Source organism: Paraglaciecola sp. QJM3NY_14 (assembly GCF_056173245.1).
Genome location: NZ_CM149664.1, coordinates 1184417 through 1207853, shown reverse-complemented (window position 1 = coordinate 1207853; position 23437 = coordinate 1184417). Strand labels below are relative to the sequence as shown.

Sequence of the window (23437 nt, the reverse complement as noted above, 5' to 3'; positions counted from 1 at the left end):
GCTCTTAATCTGTGATCGCAACAGGCAACATCAGTAGGTCTGGTGCCATTTGTTTTTTAGCCATACGCAGGCCTTTAGTAACTTGGGTGCGGTAACTAGACGGTAAGGCATCCCACTGACGAGTTTGCGCATTCCACATACCTTGCATGCTTGCGTCACGCGTTTGATATATTAAAGCGGTACGGCCAACGCGCAGAAAATCAACGTTACGCTCTTGCCCATCAATATTTTGTAAACCGGCGTATGCTTCTAATGTGCGTCCGTAATCCATTTCCACTTGGTAGGCTTCCATCACGCGGCGAAATTTCTCAGAGGGCGCCACATCAGCTTTGTCCATCATACTTTTCAAGCCGGCAATACGTGTTGCTCGCTCTTGGGCTAAAAAAGGCACATCAAGAGCAATGAACTGCTCGAGACCATCAATCATGCGCATCATCAACGGCGTAATTTGACGCTCAATAACACTCACATCATCGATTGCAGCGTTTAAGTCGGCCATTTCCTGTGCTTGGTTCTCAATTTGCTTGCGCAACTGAGTGTTGTATACCTCTAGGCCTTCAGTCTCTTTATTAATGGCTTTGAATTGCTGCAACTTATTATCAATCTGATCATTGAGCTTGTTGATTTTCTGCTGTGAACTCGCTGCTGAGTTGTTGATCTTCGTCGCTTTTTCAACAGCTGGCTTCAGGTATGCATCTTCCTGGGCATTGCCAGATGCAGATAAAAGCAAACTTACACTGAGTAAGCTGGCTGATAACATAGTGGTAGACTTCATTACTCAAACCCTATTTGAAGGAAATGGTGAAACAGTGTGCTCCTCTCGGATCAGTCTATTTCATTCAGAATTTGCGCAAGGATAGGGGCTAGTCGTGGCATTTTTATGACAGCTATATGACGTATAGGTGACAGTAATATTTCAGTATTATGACAGCCTTTTATGGCGCGGTTTATGTGTGCGTGCAAAGCGCTGAATACTCAGCGTACGTGGCTCTTTTTTGCGCTCACTCAGCCTCAAAGCCGTGTGTTATCGTTTTGATTGTCAGCCAAATGTGACATTTAAGTGATCCCTTAACTGCTACAATTAACGAGACTTTAAAAGGACATTTAGGCACAATACGCCCCCTTCGCTCAGCCTACTTATTTGTTCTTGTTTTTATATCCGGACAACGCTTCATAAATGAACGTGTGATGTTAAAGCAATTAACGAAGCTAATTAGCAACATGGGCGATGGGAGTAACGCGATGACACAATCGCAGAGTGACATACTGACTATAACCACACATTTACTAGCGGTGACACAATGACCAATTTTCACAAAGCAGCATTAGCCGTCTGTATCCAAGGTGCTCTATTTAGCCAAACTCTTCATGCACAGGAAGTACCTGCAGCAAAAGATAAAGGGTTAGAAAAGATCACGGTTACAGCGCAAAAACGTACGCAAAGTATTCAAGAAGTGCCAATCTCAATTGCTACCTTAGACGGAGAGCGATTTGAAAGCATATTTTCAGGTGGTGACGATATTATCGCCCTAGCAGTGCGCGTTCCTGGCTTATACGCCGAATCATCCAATGGCCGTGTAGCGCCGCGTTTTTATATCCGCGGTTTAGGTAACACAGATTTTGACTTAGCAGCCTCTCAGCCGGTTTCCATCGTGATGGATGACGTGGTCAAAGAGAACGTTATTCTGAAAAGCTTCCCATTGTTTGATGTTGAGCAAGTTGAGGTTATTCGTGGCCCACAAGGTACCTTGTTTGGGCGCAACACCACTGCTGGTATAGTCAAGTTTGACTCAGTTAAACCCACAGAAGATTTCGATGCTTACGCCAAGTTAGGTGTGGGTAATTTAGGGACAGTCAATTTTGAAGCAGCTGTTGGCGGCGGACTTGCTGAAGATTTATCAGGACGTTTCTCTGTGTTATCCCAAGACCGGGATGACTGGATAGACAATGGCTTTACTGGCGAGAAAGACGCGATTGGCGGCTTTGACGAAAAAGCATGGCGCGGTCAGTTGTTATTTACCCCAAGCGAAGACTTTTCAGCGTTGTTAAACGTGCACGGCCGTGAGTTAGATGGCACCGCATCGGTCTTTCGCGCTAACGTATTTACTAAAGGCAGTAACGATTTAAATCAGAATTTCGATCGCGACACTGTCTATTACGATGGCGACATCGACGGTAATGGCACAGACAATAACCCGCAAGAATACGAAAACTATGGCGCATCTTTAAAGTTAGAGTTTGGCTTAGATGAAATGTCGTTTACGTCAATTACTGCCTATGAAGAAGCAGAAGGCTCAAGCCTTGGTGACATTGACGGCGGTGTGTATACCAATGATTTAACCACGCTAGTACCTGACGGCCTTACTTCTGCCAATTTTAACTCTGGTTTTGAAGACGTGTTAACGTTTCCTGGCGCCATAGGCTTTAGTGCTGTCACCCAAGATAACTTAGACGACTTAGAGCAATTTACGCAAGAAATTCGCTTGGCCAGTGAAACTGACGATGCCCTTAGCTGGCAAACCGGTGCGTTTTACTATGACTCGTCTTTCAACGTGACGAGCATCGATGGCTACTTTGGCGCGACCACAGTATTCCATGAAAACACCACTTGGGCTGTTTTTGGGCAAACAACTTACGAATTGAACGAGCGTTTGAATGTGACCGGTGGTGTGCGTTATACCCACGACAAAAAATCACTTCGTGTTGGTGAGCAAAACGTCGACGGCTTCGCATTAATCACTGGTGATGCCAGTGTACAAGACTACGACGACATTGATGTGGATGATGGTCAAATTAGCTGGGAGCTAAGCGCTAACTACAAAGTAAGCGATGACACCTCGGTGTTTGCTCGTTTTGCTAATGGCTTTAGAGCTCAGTCGATTCAAGGACGTGATGTGGCTTTTGAAGGAGCACCTTCAGTGGCTGACGCAGAAACCATTAACTCAATCGAGTTTGGTTTTAAGTCTGACTTGTTGGAAAACACCTTGCGCTTAAACGCTGCCACTTTCTATTACCAAATCGACGATATGCAGTTCTCTGCAATCGGTGGTGGTGCAAATAACGTAGCATTAGTAAACGCAGATAAAGGTGTGGGTTACGGTTTTGAAATCGACGCACAATACGTAGCGAACGATTACTTAACCCTTACCGCAGGTTATAGCTACAACAAAACAGAAATTAAAGATGATTCATTAACGTTACTGCCTTGTGGCACAAATGAAGCATTTGGCTCAACAGGTAACTGTACCGTACTTGACCCTCGCCCGAATGGCTTTAACGCTGTTATTGACGGAAACCCTTTCCCGCAAGCGCCAGAGACGATCTTCACGTTCACAGCACGTTATGCGGTACCTTTGGGTAATGATGGTGAATTCTTTGCGTTTACGGATTGGGCGTACCAAGGGGACACGAACCTGTTCTTGTACGAATCTGTTGAGTTTCAAACAGACGGCAACGTAGAAGGCGGTTTGCGCATCGGTTATGAAAACTTCGAGCATAACTATACCGTAGCCTTATTCGGTCGCAACATTACCGATGAAGAGAACGTAAAAGGTGCGGTGGATTTCAATAACCTAACGGGTATTGTGAATCAGCCGCGCATCTTTGGTATCGAAGCGAAGGTGAGCTTCTACTAAGCAAGCGACAATAAACGGTGGTCTAAATACTTAGGCTCGTTCTCAAAAAAGGCAGATAATCATCTGCCTTTTTTATGCGCTCGATATTGGCCCTTATGCTGACGCTGTATCTTTGCGCGTCATCATGACGATGAACAACGCAAGTATGACACCTTGCACTAGTACGCCCTGCCATGTGGCAGAAATACCCAACCAGCTTATCGAAACATCTAGTGGAAATGCATTGATGCCAATGATCGCAGCTTCTTGCAGTGCAGAAATGCCCTTGCCCGCCAAAATAAAGGCCAATATCAACATAAAGTAAGCGCTCATAGAGAAAAAGCGGGCGATAGGTAACTTGACGGTGTACTTAAGCATCAGCCAGGTGATCAGTGCGAGTATGGCAACCGCAGCGACGAGTCCGTACCACACAAAGCTTACTTGGCTGCCATCCCCTACCGATTGAGTTAACAGTGACTGATAAAACAAAATCGTTTCGAAGACCTCTCGATAAACTGAAATAAACGCTAACCCAGTTAAGCCCCATAAGGTGCCGGTGCTTAAATGACGTTCGACGTTGTCATTGATGTACTTCTGCCATACTGATGCTTGGGTTTTGCTATGCATCCAATAACCGACGTAAAACAAAATGCCGGCGGCTAATAAGGCCGCGCCGCCTTCCATGAGTTCTCTCGATGCGCCACTGATCGTGATCAGGTTTTCAGCCGCCCACCAAGTGACGCCACCAGCAATAAGTGCTGATGCCCAGCCAAAATGTACGTAGCGAATGGCGTCTTGGCGCTGGGTTTTTATCAGTACGGTGATGAGCGCTAACACGATAAGCAGTGCTTCTAACCCTTCACGCAGTAAAATGATCAACGAAGCCGAAAACATGGCGTTGTTCGATAACGTCGCTGAGTTCAGTGTGCTATCGGCTTGTTCAAGCTGCTGCAATATTTGTTGTGATTCAGCGCTTACCTGTTGCTCATTATTGGGTGAGCTCAGCACATTACGGAAATTCAACAACTGCTTTTCTACCGATTTTCGTAAACCACTATCTCTGGCGTCGAGGTTATTTTCGATCAGTTCAAAACCATCTAAATAGGCACTGACGGCGAGTGTTTGTGCTTGCGCAAAATTGCCTTCGTTGTAAGCATCGACAGCGGCGATCAGGTTGTTTTTTGCTGTGGCGATAGGCGTATTGGCTTGTCCAAAAAATATCTCTGGCGAGGCGCGCCACTGCTCAACTTGCATCTGGCTAATCGCATCATTTTGCGCTGCAATTTGTACTGGATTATTGTTTATCCAACTTTGCAGGGGCAGCGTCGGTTTAACATCTAAATCATTTCCCGCCGCACCTTTAAATGCCAAACTGCCAGCATAAAACGCTAAAGACCAACGCTGCTGATCGTTGAGCTCGGTAAACGCGCGCATTGCGGTATCGTCCAGCCCTGCGCTGATAGCGTCGTAAAGCCCCAACAAAGAACGGTTTTGTGCGCGCTCTTTTTCAGTAAAGTCTGTTGGCTGAGGGCTAAACGACTTCGCTAGTGGACCGTCGCCTTGACCGGCTGGGCCATGGCATGCAGAGCAGTTATCAACAAAGAGTTTATCTATTTCTGCTTGAGGCAACAGTTGCGCTGGCAATTTTAGCGCGGGCGACATGGCTAATAACTCTTGGCGAATTTGTAATGTCAGGCTTTGAATTTTCCCCATTGCTGACTTAGCTAAAATAGCCTGCTGCAATGCTTGGGCATTGGCGATGACCGACGTTTTCTGTAAATCAAAGTCACTTAGCGCGGCAGTTTGTAATGCCTCCGCCTTGTGCAAAATTAGCTTGGCGAATTGTTGCATTTCAGCAAATTCGTCTTCGCTTGATACTTCACCATCGACCACGGCTTCTGAGTAATCAACACCTATGTATTCCGCCATTTGTAAAATCTGACGACTCTCTTTAACCGCATCTAGTTGAGAAGCTGATTGAGCTAAACTCGGCGCCGATTGAGTAAGGCTCAGCATGATGCAGAAACTGAACGCCAGCTCAGCAAAGAGTTGACGACGACTTTGCATAAGATGAACGAATGAAACCAAAAAGCGTTTAAAACAAATAGCAGAAGAGTACAAAACTAAAACCTTAACGTTTAAGTGTGTGAATGCGTATAGCGACATCTATACGGCATCCCCAAAACAAATGAGAATAATTATTATTTTACTTTTAACCGGCCATCGAAGCAACGCTTTCAGCTTATTGCCGCAGTGCTAAAGTACTATGTCTGTTTCAATGCGCGCGCCCTATATTCATTGCTGTCACTTAGAAAACAACAACTAAAGAGGACACCATGAATATAATAAAAGAGTGTTACAGAATACGAATATTGGCGCTGTTAACGTGCTTGGCTCTGCCGTTCAATGCATTTGCATGTAAAGACGCAGTGGTATTAGTCCATGGCAATACGGCCACACCTGCCAGTTGGGATAACACCTATGATCATCTGCTAGCTAATGGCTACAGTAGTAGCGAAATCTATAAACCGGATTGGGGTTCGAAGAACTGCGCCGCTTGCAACAACCATAGCGGCAGTGAAGAAACGCCCGTGCGCCAAGCAATACAAAGTGCTCTAGCCTCATCCTGTACAGGCAAGATTGATGTGATCGGTCATTCAATGGGAGCAACATTAGCCGCTCAGCAAATTGATAAACTTGCCATTGCCAACCAGGTAGATACCTTTGTGGGGATTGCCGGGGCATTTTTAGGCCTTAAAAGCTGCGGTTATTACCCGTTTAATGTGTGGAGCTCTACTTGTGGCTCAGCGGGATTATCCGTAGGCAGCCCATTTTTAGACAGCATTTATAATGTGCCGCTGGCTTCAAAAGTATATTCGATTAAGAGCTATATTGACCAAATTGTATGCTCAACCGGTGGCTGCACTGTCGGCGGTGTGCATAGTAGTCGTATCGTGAATGAAAACGCTACGTTCAATTACGCATTAGGACATTTTGGTTTGCAAACCGACACCGCCGTAAAACAATACGAGCTAATTCAGTGAAGTCACAGGCAAAAAAATAGCCGCTAATGCGGCTATTTTGAAAACTAAATATGATTAGAAATCGTACTTATAGCTCAACTTAACCGTTGTGCCGATAGAGCGAGTTCTAACTGAAAGACCACTTTGTGTCACTTCTTGGTCTTCACCCAATAGATTTTTAACCGTTAATTTAACGGTAGTGTTAAAATCTGGGTAGTAAGAATACGTCGCATCTAACGAATGAAAGGGTTGCTCAAATGAGTCGTCACGACCATTAATACCCGATGCGAGAATACGCTCACCAAAGGCGTTATACACCAAAGAGCCACTGTGGTTGCCGTTCGCAGAGTCATAGCTAAGTTGCATGTTCACAACATATTGAGAATGACCTGTCATACGTTTTTCTGTATTGGTTAAGTTACCTGCTGAAGCAGCGTCAATCTGCACTTCTGAATCACTCAAGGTAATATTACCAGAGGTAAAAAAGCCATCTGATACAAAACTCAAATCATATAACCATTCAGCTTCGACACCGTATACTTCCGCGGTCTCACCGTTCGTAAAACTAGCGGTGTAACTTGAATCACCTACATTCAACACGGTTTCAATTGGGTTAGCAATGTCTTTGTAGAAACCTGAAATGGCTAAGTTATCGCCGTCATCAAAGTACAACTCGTAACGCAAATCAAAGTTTTTCAGCGTGGTTGAGCTCAACGTGGTGCTGCCCGTAGTACGGATATCCGTTAACGGGTCGTTGTAACCTACTGGAACAACCTCTCTTAAATCAGGGCGTACTACCGTTTCTCCGTATCCGAAGCGCAATTGGTAATCTTCGCCACCCACGTAGGTCAAACTCAAGGCTGGATAAAAATCATCATCGTTAACGGTACCGTTAAGAATATCTTCTTCGCTGTAGTAGTTATCTGAATCTTCTTTGGTAAAAATTAAGCTCGAAGACGATAACGACACCTGTTTGAATGATTCATAGCGCAAACCACCACTTATGCGCCAAATACCTTTATAGAACACATCGAAAGCCGCATAACCGGCATCAATTTTTTGCGCCGCTAAATAGTCATCCGCTTCTGGTGCGATAGGCTCATTGAAGTTAATCAACATATTGGTATCAATGAATTCGTCGGTCAAATAGCTGCTTAACGACAAGATATCTGACTCATTGTCATTCACAACGATTGATGAATTGGTGTTATCGAGGAAAAAGCTAGACGTGGTATACAAACGCGCTCTGTCTACGAAGTCCCAACCGCCTTTCAATTCCACTTCCAAATTCTTGAAGGTAAGAGGAAGCGTGACGTTTCCTCCCCAAGATTTCATGTTGTCTTCCATGTCAACGAACTGATAGTTAGCTCGACCTTGGGCACCATCAATGAACGAGCCAGTGTAAGCGCCGTTGTCGTAGGTGTCAGTGAATTCATAGGCCACATTCAATGGGTTGTTTGTTTCAGCGCTTGATTCGGTGTACTGCCAATCAACGCCAACGCCCATGTAATCTAAGAACGTATGCTGACCGCGGAATTGGTCAACATCTAACGTGCGCTCTTCGAAATTAAAACTATGAGTGCGGTCTGCTTCATTATCAGCGGCGATAGTAATGTTTTGACTCGGATTCTGTGAAATAGAGATTTGCGATTCATCTTCATTATCTTCGATGTAAATCTTGGTGTAGGTCAGGCTATGGGTGTCTAATTTGTAACCCACGCTGACTAAGCCGTTCAAACGCTCTTCTTCAGTCGTCATTTCTGATGACGCAACGGTATCAAAACAGGAGTTTTGTACGTCTTCTGCTGTCACCAACTGGCTAGAACAATTATCGATAGGGGTTGCACTTGTCACCGCACTGGTGCGGTCGGAATATGTCCATTTATTGTCGTATGCAACCGATGCTAGGAATCCAATTTTTCCATCGAAAAAATCTTCATCAAAACTATTGCCAATGAACGCTTGAGCAGAATAGTTAGGGTCTAACGACTCATCTTTCAGTGCTAAGTCGCGAGGCAGTGATTTCGCCAACGTTCTATTTAACACTCGAGCTTGATCCGCTGCAGATGTGTCACCTGTGACCAAATTATCTTTGTTGATAATATTCGCTAGGCTAAAGTCACCACGATAATAAGGGATGGCATCTGTTAGTGTTTGCGGGATCCCCTGCTCGTTCCGATCATAGGTATACCCATCGGAGTTATTACTGTTGGCCTCAATACCGACTTGAATGCCCGATACAAATTCTGTCGGGATGGCTTTTGTTCGAATATCAACGTTACCGCCACCGAATGCTGCTGGCATATTGGGCGAATAAGCTTTTTGTACAGATAGACTTTCAATCACGTTAGCAGGAAAGATATCTAGCGGTATGACGTTTCGGGTTAAATCAGGGCTGGGAATGCTGGCACCGTTCAAACGTGCACTTGAATATCGCTGACCAAGACCACGCACATAGATAAATTTGCCATCGACCAGCGTGAGGCCTGTTACCCGGCGCAGAGCCGACGCAGCATCGCTGTCGCCAGTACGTGAAATTTGCTCAGAGCCTAGTATATCCGCAACGAAGGCTTGATTTTTACGCTCTTCGATAACGGCAGCAGCGGTTCCCTGTAGTCGAGAACCCGTTGCCACAACTTCTTCCATTACCTGGCTTTCTTGCGCGACTGCGCTTACTGCACTCACCAAAAGCCCGAGTCCTACCGAGTAGGCGACTTTTTTAAGTTTGTATTGATTGCTCACCTTAAACTCCTAGCTATAAATCGAAAAATAGGCGCTCCTAGGCGCCTATTTATCTTATGCAAATTGGTTACTCGTCGGCAGCTGCGTTGGTAAACGCATCGTTTGCCCAGTTGTACCAATCAGAAGAAGTGTCAGTGTCAGATACCGCACCTATGTAGTCAGTTGACTCAAAAAATGCATCTAGTGTCGAGGCATCAAATGCTGAAATAGTGATATCTGTGCTAGTCGTTAACGTTGCAAAGCCATTTGCAGCAAGTACGTCAGCATTGCCACCAACGACTTCACTGTCATTCGCTTCGAACCATTCTTGAACCGTAGTTGAATCACTACCAAAGGTAACGGTTTCGTTGCCAGCATTAGTTAATTGAGCACAGGCTGCTACTGAGTTATGGATAGACGCTGAGCCGTTAACAATAACTTCAGCGGCGTCACCACTGTAATTAATACACCAAGTTTGCGTAGCAACTGGCTTAACCAATAATGTGTTGTACCAAGTAGCTGAAATCATATCGTCTAACTTCATGGCGATTGACTCATCGTCATCACGAATAGACAAACCATCAGTGGTCAATACGGTTACATTAGCAATCACAGGCGCTGACGCAGGCGCTTCAGCTGAAGACGTTCCTTTAACCCCATCAGACTCGAAACCGCCGTTACCCATGTTCACGGTCACGCCATTTGCATTAACCACTGTACCTTGCTTGATAAGAACGTACTGCGCACGCCCCTGCCAACCTGCATCAATGTCTAAGCTGTCATCTTGAGTATCGGTAATAACGATGTGTTTAAGGTCAACTGCACCACCGAATAATTCAATACCGTCATCGAAGCCTTGGTATATATCGATATAGTCAATTTCAGTCCCTGAACCAACAGCAAACAAGCTGAGCGAGTTCAAATCGTTTCCGGCTTCTTGGCCTGCTGGTAAACCACCTGCATAATGAATTTTAACGAATTTAAGCGTACCGCTATCGTCAGCGTTGTCGCTACCACCGTAGTAACTGGTTACGCCTTCGCTCTCTGCGCTACAGGTATTTGCACCACGCTGAGCATCGGTACATTGGTCAGTAATACCGAAACCGTCGATCATCATGCCGCCCCAATCACCGTACTGAGCACCATTACCGACTGAATCAAGACGTGTAAACGCATTCACTGAAGTAAATGTGATTGGGTCAGCTAGGGTTCCTTCAGCTTCAATATTCGCACCACGATTCACTAATAAGAAAGAAGTAGACTGGTTAAAAGCAACTGTTGCACCTGCTTCTACAGTCAGGGTGGGGCCGTCAGTTTCGATAGTGCACGTTCCGCCGTCGGTATTACAACCTTCACCAACCACCAATGAGCCTAGGAAATAATGCACACCATCATTGCTCAAATCATCAAGCGTCACGTTTGTTGTAAGAGGGTTACTTGCGCTAACGAACGTGGTTGAGTAAGAACAATCTTGGCCATCATACGTACCTTGAACCGTCTCGCCGCTATCATTCTCGTAAGAGGCACAAACGTTAGTTGTGCTATCGCCACCACCTGTAGTCGGGTTGGTTACGCTATTATCAACGCTATTATCGATGACTGTCGGAGTCACTTTTATATCTCCGCCACAACCAGCAAGTATTAGAGCAGTCGCTACTGCAGACGCGTTGAAAAAATTCTTAAGTTCCATGGTGTTCTCCGATAAACGAGTGATTTTTTAATGTGTTTTAAAATTTGCACGAAGATTACCGAAGCTCGGTGACATTTTTGTTACATATAAAAACTGTCAGAAAAGTTTAATAAAAGTGTCACGAACGAAGTGCTGCGACGAAAGGAATAACGCGGAAATTTATAAAATATGTTTAATTTCAAACATCTAGAGAGAGTCATGGGCAATATACGCTTTTCGCCTAAAAAGCGCAGTGTCTAGGACGTAGACTGTTTCACCGATAACTCGTGAGAAAACGCAAATGAGAACTCACTGCCCTCTCCGACTTTGCTTTTTATACGCAAGCGAGAGTTATGATGATTGAGCACATGTTTAACAATAGATAAACCTAACCCCGAGCCACCTGTTTTACGCGAGCGCGCCTTATCGACTCGATAGAATCGCTCAGTCAGGCGACCTAAGTGTTTGGCCTCAATCCCATAACCGTTGTCGGTGACCAAATACGTTGCTTGGCCATCCACTAACGACCATTGCACGTGAATTTTGCCGCCTTCTTGGGTGTAGTGAATGGCATTAAATAATAAATTGGAAAACGCACTGCGTAATTCAGTTTCGACACCATAGACTTTCAGACCTTGGTCAACGTCCATTGTGATCGTATGTTGCTTTGCCCCATTGAGGGTATCGGCTTCAATCTTGATCGTATTGAGAATTTGCGGCACATCGACAATGTTTTCCGTAGAGCGCTCACTGCTGGCTTCGATTCGAGATAACACTAATAGCTCCTCGATCAAGCACTGCATGCGCGTGGACTGAGAGCGCATTTCTTCAAACGCTTTTGCCAAAAAGGCCTCAGGGATATTAGTCGCCCCTGGCAGAGTCTCTAAATAACCATTGATCACCGTTAAAGGCGTTCGTAGCTCGTGAGACACATTAGCGACAAAATCTTTGCGCATTTTCTCTATTTGGGTGAGCTTGGTAACGTCCCTAATCAAAAGCAGTAAATGTTCATCGCCGTAAGGCATAATGCGATATTCAAGAATACGCTGATCGTTTACCGGAGACGGCACTTCTATCGGCTTTTCATAATCTTTGTTGTGATAAAATTCGACAAATTGTGGATGGCGCACCAAATTGTAAATTCGACGACCTGCATCGTCCGGCCAGCGTAGCCCTAACTCAATTCTAGCTAATCGGTTACACCAAATAATCGCTGCGTTTGCATCCACCACGACGGCGGCATCAGGCAGCGCTTCGGACCCTTCACGGAAGCGTTTAACTAATAACCCTAGTTCTTTGCGTTTAGCGCGGTTTCGCCTCTGCAGTGTGTAGATACCGTCGTATATATGCTCCCACACGCCATTGACTCTGGGAGGCGTAATTTTTTTACTCTGCCACAACCAATGGTTTAGTCGATAAATATTCCAGTAATGGCTCGCCAAGAGCAGTAACGCACCAATAGCGACTGCTAAGCTTGGCTCTGAGAAATACCAGCCAAGTAAGATAACCACCAAAAAGTAGGCCGCTAAACGGCCTAGGCTTCTAAGCCATGAGAAAGGGTAATACATGGCAGCAACTGTTCTCCTGTGCAGCCGACGAATACGGAAGTTTCAGTATAGACGGGCTAGATTACACTTTTACTGAAAAGCGGTAGCCTGAGCCGCGAACGGTTTGAATCATGCTGTCATGCCCAAAGCGTGATATCGCTTTGCGCAAGCGACGAATGTGTACATCTACAGTACGGTCTTCCACGTATACATTTGTACCCCAAACGTTATCCAGTAATTGCTCACGGCTATAAACCCGCTCGGAGTGCGACATAAAGAAATGCAGTAATTTGAATTCAGTCGGGCCCATATCAAGTGGCTCATCATTGGCGGTCGCACGGTGCGAAACAGGATCGAGTTTTAAACCATTGAATTCAATAAGTTCATCACTAGATGTAGGCGTAACGCGACGAATAACCGCTTTTATTCGGGCAACCAATTCCTTGGGAGAGAAAGGTTTTGTCACGTAATCATCAGCACCTGAATCAAGCCCGCGTACTTTGTCTTCTTCTTCGCCCCGGGCCGTTACCATTATAATGGGAATATCACGGGTAAATTCATGTTGCTTTAAACGCTTCGCGAGTTGTACACCGCTGCCACCTGGCAACATCCAGTCCAACAAAATAAGGTCCGGGTATGGCTCAACGACCTTTTCCAAGGCGACATCAAAATCTTCTGCCTCAATCGTTTCATAGCCAGATTGCTCTAAGACAAATTTTAACATTTCCCTGATCGGCGCTTCATCTTCAACCAGTAATACTCGTTTGGCCATTTTCATTTTCCTGTTCATGACAAAGTCCGCAATTATTCGTTAGGTCTGTGACATTTTTATTAAAGTTACCATAAACAGCGTAATAACCTTGCCTAAAACACTTAAGTAACCCTAAGTTTTTGTCATATTATGGAAATAAAGCAAATATTTTCAGTTACTTGTATTTTATTACAAGGAGATTGCAGTTCGTTACTGTGACTTGTTAATTTAATCCATAGGGCATATTCTTAATTTTCATCTATCTCATGGATTGGCATATGACTAACGAAAAAAGCACATTATCAAAGAAACTTTTGACACGTGTGCTATCGGTGTACTTTATATTGACCCTTATAGTCACCGTGGGACAAATAGTTACCGAGTACGTAAATGCTAAGAGTCATATAGAAGGTGAGCTACAAACATTAAAAAACACCTTTAGTACCAGTTTGACTAGAGCCATGTGGGAACTAAACATGGCGCAGGCTAAATCGATTGCCACAGGGTTAATGGAATTACCTATAGTAGAAGGTGTACAAATCCGTGACGAAAACGGTCAGTATATTGCTAACTTAGGGCTGACCTCAGAGCAACCTGAATCCCCTATCACAAAAGGTGTGGTAAAAGATCATACGGGCAGCACCTTTGGCTATAGTTTTCCTTTAATTTTCGAGTTTTCAGGGCGTACATCATTGGTCGGTGATGTCACCTTGTACTCCAGCGCGCAAATAATTTTTAGCCGTATTGAAGTGGGTATATTCTTTCTTATTGGTAATGCGATTATCAAAACCGCGTTTCTAGTGTTTTTGTTTATGAGCGCTTTTCGCACCATGCTGACGAATCCCTTAAATGAGTTGCGCCAGCAAATTTCAGACTTTGATATCAATGACTTAGAATCTTCAAAATTACATTTAAATGTGCCTGAAAAAAATGAGTTCACGGTTTTAGAGCAAGCCTATAACAGCTTGGTTGACGGCATGGTGGACTTTCAAAAGCGCCTAAATGGGACACAAGCCGAGTTGCGAGAAGCCAACCGAATGCTGGATGACCATAATATATCGCTAGAGCAAGAAGTGGCTAAAAAGACTGCGACATTGAGCAAGATCATGCTCGATTTGGAGCAGCAAAAAGACGAACTGATAGTGAACCAACGAGAGCTTCGCCAAGAAAACGAAAATCGTCAATTTATTGAAGACGAGCTACGCAAAAGAAACAGTGAGTTAGCGTCGTCCATGGATACCCTTCAACTGGCTAAAGATCAGTTAGTCGAATCAGAGCGAATGGCATCACTAGGAGGATTGGTTGCCGGTATAGCCCATGATGTAAATACCCCGTTGGGCGTCGGCGTAACGGCCACCAGCTTCTTGCAAGAGAGATTAAATACGTTGGAGAAAGCCTACCAAGAAAAAACCCTGACTGGCAGCACAATGAACACGTTTTTGTCTGATGCTCAACAAACCATTACCTTGCTTACAAACAATTTAAATCGCGCATCAAACTTGATATCGAGCTTTAAACAAGTGGCTGTTGATCAGGCAAGCGAAGCTGAAAGAGAAATCGACTTAAAAGAATATCTCAATGAAATTATTCAATCATTAGCCCCAAGCTTGAAGAAAACCCAACACATCATCAATATAAGTTGCCCTGACGACGTTGTTATTGTTTGTGCTCCGGGTATGTTGGCGCAAATTTTTACCAACATGGTGATGAACTCTGTCATTCATGGCTTTGAAGATATGAGTAAAGGCACTATCGACATTGCAATAACCAAGCAACCTGAAACGATAACCATTGATTATCGCGACAATGGCAGAGGTTTGCCGAAAGACTCATTAGCTAAGCACTTTGAAGCTTTCTACACTACTCGGCGCGAGAAAGGCGGCAGCGGTTTAGGAACACACATCATGTATAATCTGGTTACCCAAACGTTAAAAGGTGATATTGAAGTATTCAGTGAGCCAGGTAAGGGTTTACGATACGTACTGACTATCCCGCTACATTCTTAACGCTAGATTTGGCAGTTTTGCGTAAAGACTGCTAGGCTAGCGACCGTTTTTTATTTATCCCCAATTGTTTTCATCCCCTTATCAACGGACATTACTTTTATGTGGTTCAAAAACCTAAAACTCTATCATTTGACGCAAACTCTCGACTTAACAGAAGAAGACATACAAGACAAACTCGCTGAATTCCCCTTTCGCCCTTGTGGTTCGCAAGAGCTAGCAACTATGGGTTGGACATCGCCAGTTGGCCAAGGCGATATGTTAGTACACAGTGCGGGCGGCAAGTTTTGGTTAACGTTGAAGAAGCAAGAGCGGATCCTGCCAGCGGCAGTCGTGAACGCCGAGTTAGCAGACAAAGTGGCACTAATGGAAGCTGAAACAGGCTCAAATGTAGGTAAAAAAGCGCAGCAGGAAATGAAAGAAGAGATCATTCAGCGCTTACTTCCACAAGCCTTTACTAAAAATAGCTTTAGTCACGGCTTTATCTCTACTCAAGACAACTTAGTCGTAGTTGACGCCAGTGCAGATGGCAAAGCTGAGACTTTCTTGGCCATGTTGCGTAAAGCAATTGGCTCATTGCCGGTTGTGCCCCTAGCAAAACAAAGCGTACAGGAAGAATTAACGCATTGGTTAACGGACGACTCTGTGCCTAATGATGTGGTGATTTTGGAAGAAGCGGAACTTCGCTCTATGGAAGAAGACGGTGCGATCGTGCGCTGTAAAAACCAAGATCTTGGCAGTGAAGAAATTGCGAATCACTTGAGTGCTGGCAAAACCGTTCAAAAAATAGCTATCGAATGGGATGAGACCTTTAGCGCATTGTTACAAGAAGACATGGCAGTTAAACGCCTTAAATTCACCGATGTCATGACAGAGCAAAATGACGACATTCCTAAAGAAGATAAATTAGCTAAAATGGATGCCGATTTCGCCTTGATGTCTGCTGAAATAGTGCGCTTTTCAAAGCGCTTAGTTGAGATATTTAATCTGCAGCAAGATCAAGAATAATCCCGCTGATCAGTTATAAGAAAGCCAGCATGATGCTGGCTTTTCGCTAATACATGTACTTGGGCATTAACGCCTTAAGCAAATACAGCAATGGCGCTATCGTAAAGCTCTTGATACTCATCTGATTGTAAGACTGTCAAGTCTGCCAATATCCCCTTTTGCACCGCTAAATTAAGCAGAGCGTCTTTCTGTGAGTCATATAAGCCTGCCATAACAGCGCCTAAACGAGTGAAATCAAGATAGGAAATCATATCCGTCTGGACTGACATATCGCGCCAGTTTTCAGCAACATTAACAAATTCTTGCTCGAAGCCCCATTCACGCATGATGCTTGCACCAATTCGCCCAGCTAATTTATCGATCGCCACATTTAAAAAGGTAGGATTGGCAAACACTTCCGGGTGACGTTCGGCTTCGGTCAAAATCGGTAGTACACCAATATTGTGGACTAAGGCAGCAAGGGTCATGGTGTCTAGATTAAGGGTGCGATTTTTGGTTTCTTTAACGTGCAGTTGCATAACTGACATCGCGGCCGCAACCACTTTCAGGTTTTGTTGCCACACATTATCCAAGTAGTTTTTTACGATATCGTTTTTAGAGACAAACAGTTGCTCCATGGCTAGCGCAGTCGCAATATTCTTTATCTGACGTAAACCGATACGTGTAACAGCTTGTGAGGTAGACGTTACTTTGACACTTCTACCCATGTAAGAACTGTTGGATATTTTGATCATCCGCGCGGAGAGTGACGGATCTTGGCCAATGACATCAGCTATGGCATTTAGGTTAATATTCGGATCGTCCGCAGCCTTTCTAACTTTCAAAGCAATTGCGGGAAGCGTTGGTAGCACTAATGTATCGTTGTTTATTTTTTCGACCAAGATGGTTAATAACGCATTTTCTGTAGACATTTTCCAACCTATTGTGTGTCACTCATTATTTAGCCAGTTCACTTACTATAGCAACCTAGCACCAATCTGCATCCAAGCGTTTGATATAATTGACTAAGCTAAACGTCTTCAGCCAGTATTTTCTCATTCGCAACGTTCAAATAATCCTAACATAGAATAATCATTTAACGATCAGTCTTTAGCAGCATCTCAAAATTGAGCTAATTTACTCGAAGCAGATGGCATGTTAAAAGGTTCTTTTATTTTGCAATTTTAAGGTTTTGTTATGTGGAAAAAGTCCATTGTCAGCGCAGTATGTTTCGCCGTTTTTACAACCGCTTGTGCACCTTCGTCAAATAAGGCTCCGGTAGCGGCTCAAGCAGTAAGCGATTCATTATCCGGCCTCACAGTGCTTGCTAATAGTAAAGACCGATTAAACATATACCAATCAGTGCCGTTAACGGCCGACCTCTCCTCCCTATCGGCGAATCAAAAGCAAATGCTAGGCCTGCTTATTGACGCAAGTAAGATAATGGACGATTTATTTTGGCAACAAGCTTATGGCGATAATAAAGAGCAGTTCTTGAGCCGCATTGCCGATGAGAGCGGCCGTCGCTTTGCCGACATTAATTATGGTCCTTGGGATAGATTAAATGGTGACAAGGCGTTTTTAAGCCAGACCAGTGAGAAACCGCTAGGTGCCCAGTTTTACCCTGAAGACATGAGCAAAACTGAGTTTGAAAAAAGTGAATTTGCAGACAAAACAGGTTTGTATTCCATGGTTGTTCGTGACCAAGAAGGCTCATTAAAAACGGTTCCTTACGCTGAATATTTTGCCGAACCATTACAACAAGCAGCGAGTCTGTTAAATGAGGCTGCTGAATTAGCTGACGATCCTGCTTTTGCCAATTACTTACGCTTGCGCGCAGACGCTTTACTTAGTAACGAATATCAGAAATCTGATTTCGCTTGGATGGACATGAAAAGCAATCCAATTGAATTAGTGATTGGGCCGATTGAAACTTACGAAGACCAGTTATTTGGTTATCGAGCAGCGTTTGAAGCCTACGTGCTACTCAAAGATTTAAGTTGGAGCGAACGCCTTAGTAAATACGCGGCTTACTTACCTGAATTACAAACTAATTTGCCCGTAGGCGAAGCCTATAAAAAAGAGATGCCTGGCGCCAATGCTGATCTCAACGCTTACGATGTCATTTATTACGCAGGACACTCAAATGCGGGCAGTAAAACAATTGCTATTAACTTACCGAATGATGAGCAAGTGCAATTAGAAAAAGGCACACGACGTTTACAGTTAAAAAATGCGATGCGTGCAAAGTTTGAAAATATCTTGTTGCCGATTGCCAATGAGTTAATGGTCCCAGAGCAAAGAAAGCATATTACCTTTGATGCGTTCTTCGCCAATACCATGTTTCATGAAGTGGCTCATGGGTTAGGGATTAAAAATACAATTAATGGCAACGGAACGGTGCGCCAAGCATTAAAAGAGCACGCCTCAGCGTTAGAGGAAGGTAAGGCGGATATCCTCGGCTTGTACATGGTTAGTCAATTATTGGACAAGGGCGTTATCACTGAGGGAGAAATTGAAGATTACTACACAACCTTTATGGCGGGAATCTTTCGCTCAGTTCGCTTCGGTGCTAGCTCTGCCCACGGCAAAGCAAATATGATCCGCTTTAACTTTTTCCAAGAATATGGCGCTTTTAGTCGAAATGATGAAGGGTTATACCAGGTCAACATGGCCAAGATGAGTAAAGCCATAGATGCATTATCGCGGTTAATTTTGACCTTACAAGGTGATGGAGATTATGCAGGTGTTAGCCAGTTGGTGGCTGACAAAGGGCTGATTAAGGAAACGTTAGCAACAGATTTAAAACGCCTAACAGATGCAAATATTCCGGTGGATATCACCTTTGAGCAGGGCAAAAATATACTTAAGTTGAAAATGCCATAACTTAATAGCTTGATATTTATACTATAGATCTACTCTTGCTGTGCTAAATTTATCTTTATCCGAGCCGGATGGACGAAACTTTATCACTAGCAATCAATCTCTTTCAAAAAGCACAGAACAAGATGCCGCCGAGCTGCTGTACCAAAACAGCATAGGCGGCATTCTTGTTTCGCTGTTCGCTGCGACCATGCTGGTTTTCGCTTTTGACAATACCAACTTAGTGACATTTAAACACACTTGGTGGTGGGTGATGCTTGCTGTCATTTGTGTTCGATTGCTTGATTCAATTTGGTGGCGTACCAAACAAAAAGGGCAAAAATACGATGGCCACCGCGCAACGCTTAGATTTGTCACCGGCACATTTGCGACAGCTGCAATGTGGTGTATTTATTGTTTGGGCGTCTACGCTACTGCCGACACCGTCGAATTAGCCAGTACCATCATTATTGTGGCCGCCATGGCAGGCGGTGCTGCCAGTGTCTTAGCGGCTCATAAAAAAACGGCAATGGCCTATTCAGTCATATTGTTGGTACCATTTTCGATCGCCCTGCTCCTTTCCGATGATGATTACCGTCAAGTGTTGGGAGTATTGGGATTATCCTTCGGATTGGTGATGAGTATCAGCGCTAAAAAGGCTGCTGACTTTACTACCCAAGCAATTCGATTAAAAAATGAAAATGCCTCGTTAGTACAGCACATGGAAACGCAAGTAGAAAAACGTACGCGTAAAATCTACGAGCTTTCTAATCTCGACCCTCTTACTGGTTTATTCAATCGCACTGCTTTTCTCAATCACCTGAAATTAAGCCTTCAGGAGTGTGTAGAACAGCATCAGCCAATGGCACTTCTGTTTATTGATTTAGACGGTTTTAAAAAAATTAATGACACCATAGGCCACGATGCAGGTGATCAGATACTGACTCAAACAGCGTTACGTTTGAAGGAGCATTGCAAAGATCATCAACTATTGTGTCGTTGGGGCGGTGATGAATTTTTAATTGCGTTACCCAACACTCAGCAAGCATCAGCGGTGGCTCAGTCAAAAGCATTGATAGATTATATCTCAGAGGCTTATACCTACGATAATGCGCAACTCTCATTAGGCGCGACCATTGGAATATCCCTCTACCCGCAACATGCAAGCGACGAGTTAAAGCTCATTCAACTTGCTGACATGGCAATGTATTATCAGAAGAAACGCGCTATATCGACCTCTGGGGTATTTTCAAAAGAATTAGGCAGCAAATTAACCCGGGAGCAATTTTTAAAAGATGGATTAGCGCGCGCCATAGAAAACAAAGAGCTTAGCGTGTCCTTTCAACCCATAATGGCCTCGGATAACAGCGAAATATGTGCGTTTGAAGCATTGCTACGCTGGCAAAAAGAAGATGAGCATATTTCACCCGTTGAGTTTATTCCGATTGCTGAGCAACATGGGTTTATCCGTAAAATAGGCACATGGGTGTTAAATAAAGCCTGCTTTGTCGCCGCATCTTGGCCTAAACCGATTGCCGTAAGTGTTAATGTGTCGGTCAGTCAATTGCAATCTGATGATTTCATCACCGTTGTCGAAGAAGCCCTGCTTGCTAGTGGTCTTGCGGCTAATTTGCTGCATTTAGAAATAACGGAATCTGTCTTTTCGTTTGACAAAGACATCATGATATCGCGCATTAAGATATTGCAAAGTCGCGGAATTAAGGTCTCAATTGACGACTTTGGCACCGAGTACTCTTCTTTATCAGTCATGCAAGACTTGGCGGTTAATACCGTTAAAATAGACCGTTCATTTGTCAACCGATTAGATTCTAGTGGGCTAGCAATTGTTCAGGCTGTTATCAATATTGCCCATGCATTTGATTATTTGGTTGTTGCTGAGGGTGTGGAAACGAAAGAACAAGCCCTTGCGTTGCAAAAATTAGGCGTGCATTTTTCCCAAGGGTTTTACTTTTCTAAACCCATACCTGAACACAAAGTGCTGCAGTTCATCAAAAAGCCGTGTGCCAAATTAACAGATGACATCGCCATTCTGACAAAGGTATAACGATTTAGGGTGTAACAGGGGACGAACACTGGGTGCATAAAACAAGCGAAGCATTTCGCTTCGCCTTTAATTATCTTTTTGTCACTTTCGTTTTATCGATGCTATCACTCGATTTTTAATTTATCGCTATAAGGCGGCCAGCCAAGAGGCTTACCTGCCAGCACATGTAAATGAATGTGATAGACAGTTTGCCCGCCATATTCATTGCAATTCATCACTGTACGAAAGCCTTGCTCAGCCAAACCGTGCTCTTTCAATATATGAGAAGCAACCCAAGACAAATGCCCGACCACTTCACGATCTTCTTTTTCAATGTCATTGATGGTTGCAATGGCCTTCTTCGGTATCACTAAAAAGTGCATCGGTGCTTGGGGGTTGATATCCCTAAACGCCAAAGACATTTCATCTTCATATAAGATCTCAGCGGGGATTTCTTTATTAATGATTTTAGTAAAAATTGTTTCACTCATACTAATACTCCTTTTTCGTGATGATTACGCGAAAACAAACAACAGCAGAATAACGCCAAGCAACATGCGGTAGATAACAAACGGCAGCATACCAATACGCGAAATCCACGCTAAAAACAGGTAAATACACGCGTAAGCACTGACAAAAGATAAAACCGCTCCCACTATTAAGGCGTTCCAATCTACTGCATCAGGGGCGCTGACTAAGTCTAATGTGGCTAGAAGGCCAGCCCCAAGGATCACCGGTATTGACAGCAAGAACGAAAAACGCGCTGCGCTTTCTCTATCAAGCCCTAGCATTAGGCCAGCGGTCATCGTAATACCGGAGCGTGAAGTACCGGGTATCAAAGCAAGCGCTTGTGCCATACCTACGATAAGGGCACTTTTCCATGTCATGTCATAAATGTGTTTATTCAAGGCCGCTTTTTTATCGGCATACCAAAGCAATAAGCCAAAACCGATTGTGGTACAGGCAATCACCAATGCAGAACGGGCGTACTCTTCAATAAACGCTTTACCTGCAAAACCAAAGATAAGCGCAGGTATCGTAGCAATAATCACCCACCACGCTAGTCTACTGTCATCAGTTTGGTTTTTACTGAAACCAGAACCAAACCAGGCCACCAACATACGGCCGATATCGCCTCTAAAATAGATCATGACGGCTAATAAACTGCCCACATGAACGGCAACATCAAACGCTAAGCCTTGGTTTTCCCACCCTAACAGCACGGACGGTAAAATAAGATGAGCAGAGCTCGAAATTGGTAAAAACTCGGTAATGCCTTGGATAATAGCAAGGATAATAATTTCGGTGAGAGTCATTGGCGATTAGCGCTCCATGTAAATTTGATAGGCCATAACTGTTGTTGGGATTTATCGTATTGCTGCCATAAGGAAAGGTAGCTTTTATTCGCTAGCGGATGCTCTACTTCAGGTGCAATTTCCGCTAAAGGCTGCAACACAAACGCATTGTAGAGGATCTCAGGGCGTGGAAGTTCCATCGGTGTTTGAATAATGACATCATCGTATGTCAGTAAATCAAGATCTAACGTTCGCGGAGCAAATTTTTTGCTTTCGCGGGTGCGCAGGTTTTCGGTTTCTATTTTCTTTAAGCGCTCTACCACTTCAATGATGGGTAAGTGAGTGTCGGCCTGTACCACTAAGTTGTAAAAGTTATTCCCGTCGAATCCAACGGATTTGCTTTCGTAAACCGATGATAAAGTGAGTTCACCAAACGCTGCATACATAGCATCAAGACCAGCACTGATATGCTGCTCTCGATTAATGTTACTGCCAACACTGATGAAAATAGTATGCTGAGGTGCTTGTGCACTCATGTGTCTTTGCGCTCACGAGTAAACTCGACCGCGACATTTTGAGCTGTAGGTAAAATGTCAGGTTTGCTCAATTTCAAGGTCATTTTTTGCACAGGAAATTGGCTGAAGACTTGGTTGATCATGGCTTGAGCTAGCGCTTCAATTAACGCAAATTGACTCTTTGCAGCCACGTCTGTCACAGCTTGTGCTACCTCCGCGTAATTCAGCGTATCGTCAACATCATCGCTACAGGCAGGCTTTTGTAAATCACTAAATAACACTATATCGACCAGCAATCGCTGCGTCGCATCCCGCTCCCAATCGTACACGCCTATTAGAGATTGTACCTCTAAGCCTTCAATGTAAATTTTATCCATGAAAGATCCGCGCTGTTATTGGTTAAATT

Annotated in this window: 17 protein-coding genes; 6 read left to right on the top strand and 11 right to left on the bottom strand. The window is 44.1% G+C overall.

What is annotated here, in order from left to right; translation table 11 throughout:
- Positions 1 to 4: 4 nt before the first annotated feature.
- Complete coding sequence (locus tag AC0VYA_RS05095; RefSeq protein WP_011573924.1) at positions 5 to 775, bottom strand: DUF3450 domain-containing protein; 771 nt, start codon at positions 773 to 775, stop codon at positions 5 to 7.
- Between the two features lie 526 nt (positions 776 to 1301).
- Between AC0VYA_RS05095 and AC0VYA_RS05090 the strand changes: the two genes are divergently transcribed.
- The gene (locus tag AC0VYA_RS05090; protein WP_475490260.1) at positions 1302 to 3635 is read left to right on the top strand and encodes a TonB-dependent receptor; all 2334 of its coding nucleotides are present in this window, start codon (positions 1302 to 1304) and stop codon (positions 3633 to 3635) included.
- A gap of 93 nt (positions 3636 to 3728) precedes the next feature.
- Here AC0VYA_RS05090 and AC0VYA_RS05085 read toward each other — a convergent pair whose 3' ends face one another.
- Positions 3729 to 5630 (bottom strand): cytochrome c/FTR1 family iron permease, encoded by a 1902-nt coding sequence (locus AC0VYA_RS05085; protein WP_475491031.1) that lies wholly within the window; start codon positions 5628 to 5630, stop codon positions 3729 to 3731.
- Between the two features lie 320 nt (positions 5631 to 5950).
- On the opposite strand from AC0VYA_RS05085, the gene AC0VYA_RS05080 reads away from it, so the two are divergent.
- A complete protein-coding gene (locus AC0VYA_RS05080) occupies positions 5951 to 6658 on the top strand; it encodes an alpha/beta fold hydrolase (protein ID WP_475490259.1) in 708 nt (235 codons plus the stop codon).
- Between the two features lie 54 nt (positions 6659 to 6712).
- Here AC0VYA_RS05080 and AC0VYA_RS05075 read toward each other — a convergent pair whose 3' ends face one another.
- The 4 genes from AC0VYA_RS05075 to phoB form a co-directional block, all read right to left on the bottom strand.
- Complete coding sequence (locus tag AC0VYA_RS05075) at positions 6713 to 9379, bottom strand: TonB-dependent receptor domain-containing protein (protein ID WP_473478771.1); 2667 nt, start codon at positions 9377 to 9379, stop codon at positions 6713 to 6715.
- Between the two features lie 67 nt (positions 9380 to 9446).
- Positions 9447 to 11048, bottom strand: coding sequence for a hypothetical protein (locus AC0VYA_RS05070; protein ID WP_475490258.1), 1602 nt, complete (start codon positions 11046 to 11048; stop codon positions 9447 to 9449).
- A gap of 236 nt (positions 11049 to 11284) precedes the next feature.
- A complete protein-coding gene (gene phoR / locus AC0VYA_RS05065) occupies positions 11285 to 12595 on the bottom strand; it encodes a phosphate regulon sensor histidine kinase PhoR (protein ID WP_011573918.1) in 1311 nt (436 codons plus the stop codon).
- Between the two features lie 61 nt (positions 12596 to 12656).
- Positions 12657 to 13346, bottom strand: a complete 690-nt coding sequence (phoB, locus tag AC0VYA_RS05060) for a phosphate regulon transcriptional regulator PhoB (protein ID WP_006991307.1) — start codon at positions 13344 to 13346, stop codon at positions 12657 to 12659.
- A 257-nt stretch (positions 13347 to 13603) separates the two neighbouring features.
- Between phoB and AC0VYA_RS05055 the strand changes: the two genes are divergently transcribed.
- Positions 13604 to 15331: a sensor histidine kinase gene (locus AC0VYA_RS05055; protein ID WP_475490257.1), complete on the top strand. Its 1728-nt coding sequence runs from the start codon at positions 13604 to 13606 to the stop codon at positions 15329 to 15331.
- Between the two features lie 99 nt (positions 15332 to 15430).
- Complete coding sequence (rdgC, locus tag AC0VYA_RS05050; RefSeq protein ID WP_006991309.1) at positions 15431 to 16336, top strand: recombination-associated protein RdgC; 906 nt, start codon at positions 15431 to 15433, stop codon at positions 16334 to 16336.
- 74 nt (positions 16337 to 16410) lie between these two features.
- Here rdgC and AC0VYA_RS05045 read toward each other — a convergent pair whose 3' ends face one another.
- Complete coding sequence (locus AC0VYA_RS05045) at positions 16411 to 17247, bottom strand: HDOD domain-containing protein (RefSeq protein ID WP_475490256.1); 837 nt, start codon at positions 17245 to 17247, stop codon at positions 16411 to 16413.
- A gap of 265 nt (positions 17248 to 17512) precedes the next feature.
- Between AC0VYA_RS05045 and AC0VYA_RS05040 the strand changes: the two genes are divergently transcribed.
- Together AC0VYA_RS05040 and AC0VYA_RS05035 are read left to right on the top strand one after the other, a co-directional pair.
- Positions 17513 to 19201, top strand: a complete 1689-nt coding sequence (locus tag AC0VYA_RS05040; RefSeq protein WP_475490255.1) for a dipeptidyl-peptidase 3 family protein — start codon at positions 17513 to 17515, stop codon at positions 19199 to 19201.
- Between the two features lie 40 nt (positions 19202 to 19241).
- Complete coding sequence (locus AC0VYA_RS05035; protein ID WP_475490254.1) at positions 19242 to 21242, top strand: putative bifunctional diguanylate cyclase/phosphodiesterase; 2001 nt, start codon at positions 19242 to 19244, stop codon at positions 21240 to 21242.
- Between the two features lie 104 nt (positions 21243 to 21346).
- Here the strand turns inward: AC0VYA_RS05035 and AC0VYA_RS05030 are convergent, their stop codons facing one another.
- The 4 genes from AC0VYA_RS05030 to folB are packed head-to-tail and all read right to left on the bottom strand — an operon-like array spanning position 21347 to position 23408.
- The gene (locus AC0VYA_RS05030; RefSeq protein WP_011573913.1) at positions 21347 to 21712 is read right to left on the bottom strand and encodes a histidine triad nucleotide-binding protein; all 366 of its coding nucleotides are present in this window, start codon (positions 21710 to 21712) and stop codon (positions 21347 to 21349) included.
- A 24-nt stretch (positions 21713 to 21736) separates the two neighbouring features.
- Positions 21737 to 22537 carry an undecaprenyl-diphosphate phosphatase gene (locus AC0VYA_RS05025; protein WP_011573912.1) on the bottom strand — a complete coding sequence of 267 codons (801 nt, stop codon included), beginning with the start codon at positions 22535 to 22537 and terminating at the stop codon, positions 21737 to 21739.
- Positions 22534 to 23052, bottom strand: coding sequence for a 2-amino-4-hydroxy-6-hydroxymethyldihydropteridine diphosphokinase (gene folK, locus AC0VYA_RS05020; RefSeq protein ID WP_011573911.1), 519 nt, complete (start codon positions 23050 to 23052; stop codon positions 22534 to 22536). Before folK ends, AC0VYA_RS05025 begins: the two co-directional genes overlap by 4 nt.
- Positions 23049 to 23408 carry a dihydroneopterin aldolase gene (folB, locus tag AC0VYA_RS05015; RefSeq protein WP_475490253.1) on the bottom strand — a complete coding sequence of 120 codons (360 nt, stop codon included), beginning with the start codon at positions 23406 to 23408 and terminating at the stop codon, positions 23049 to 23051. The genes folK and folB overlap by 4 nt, the downstream gene beginning before the upstream one ends.
- Positions 23409 to 23437 lie beyond the last annotated feature (29 nt).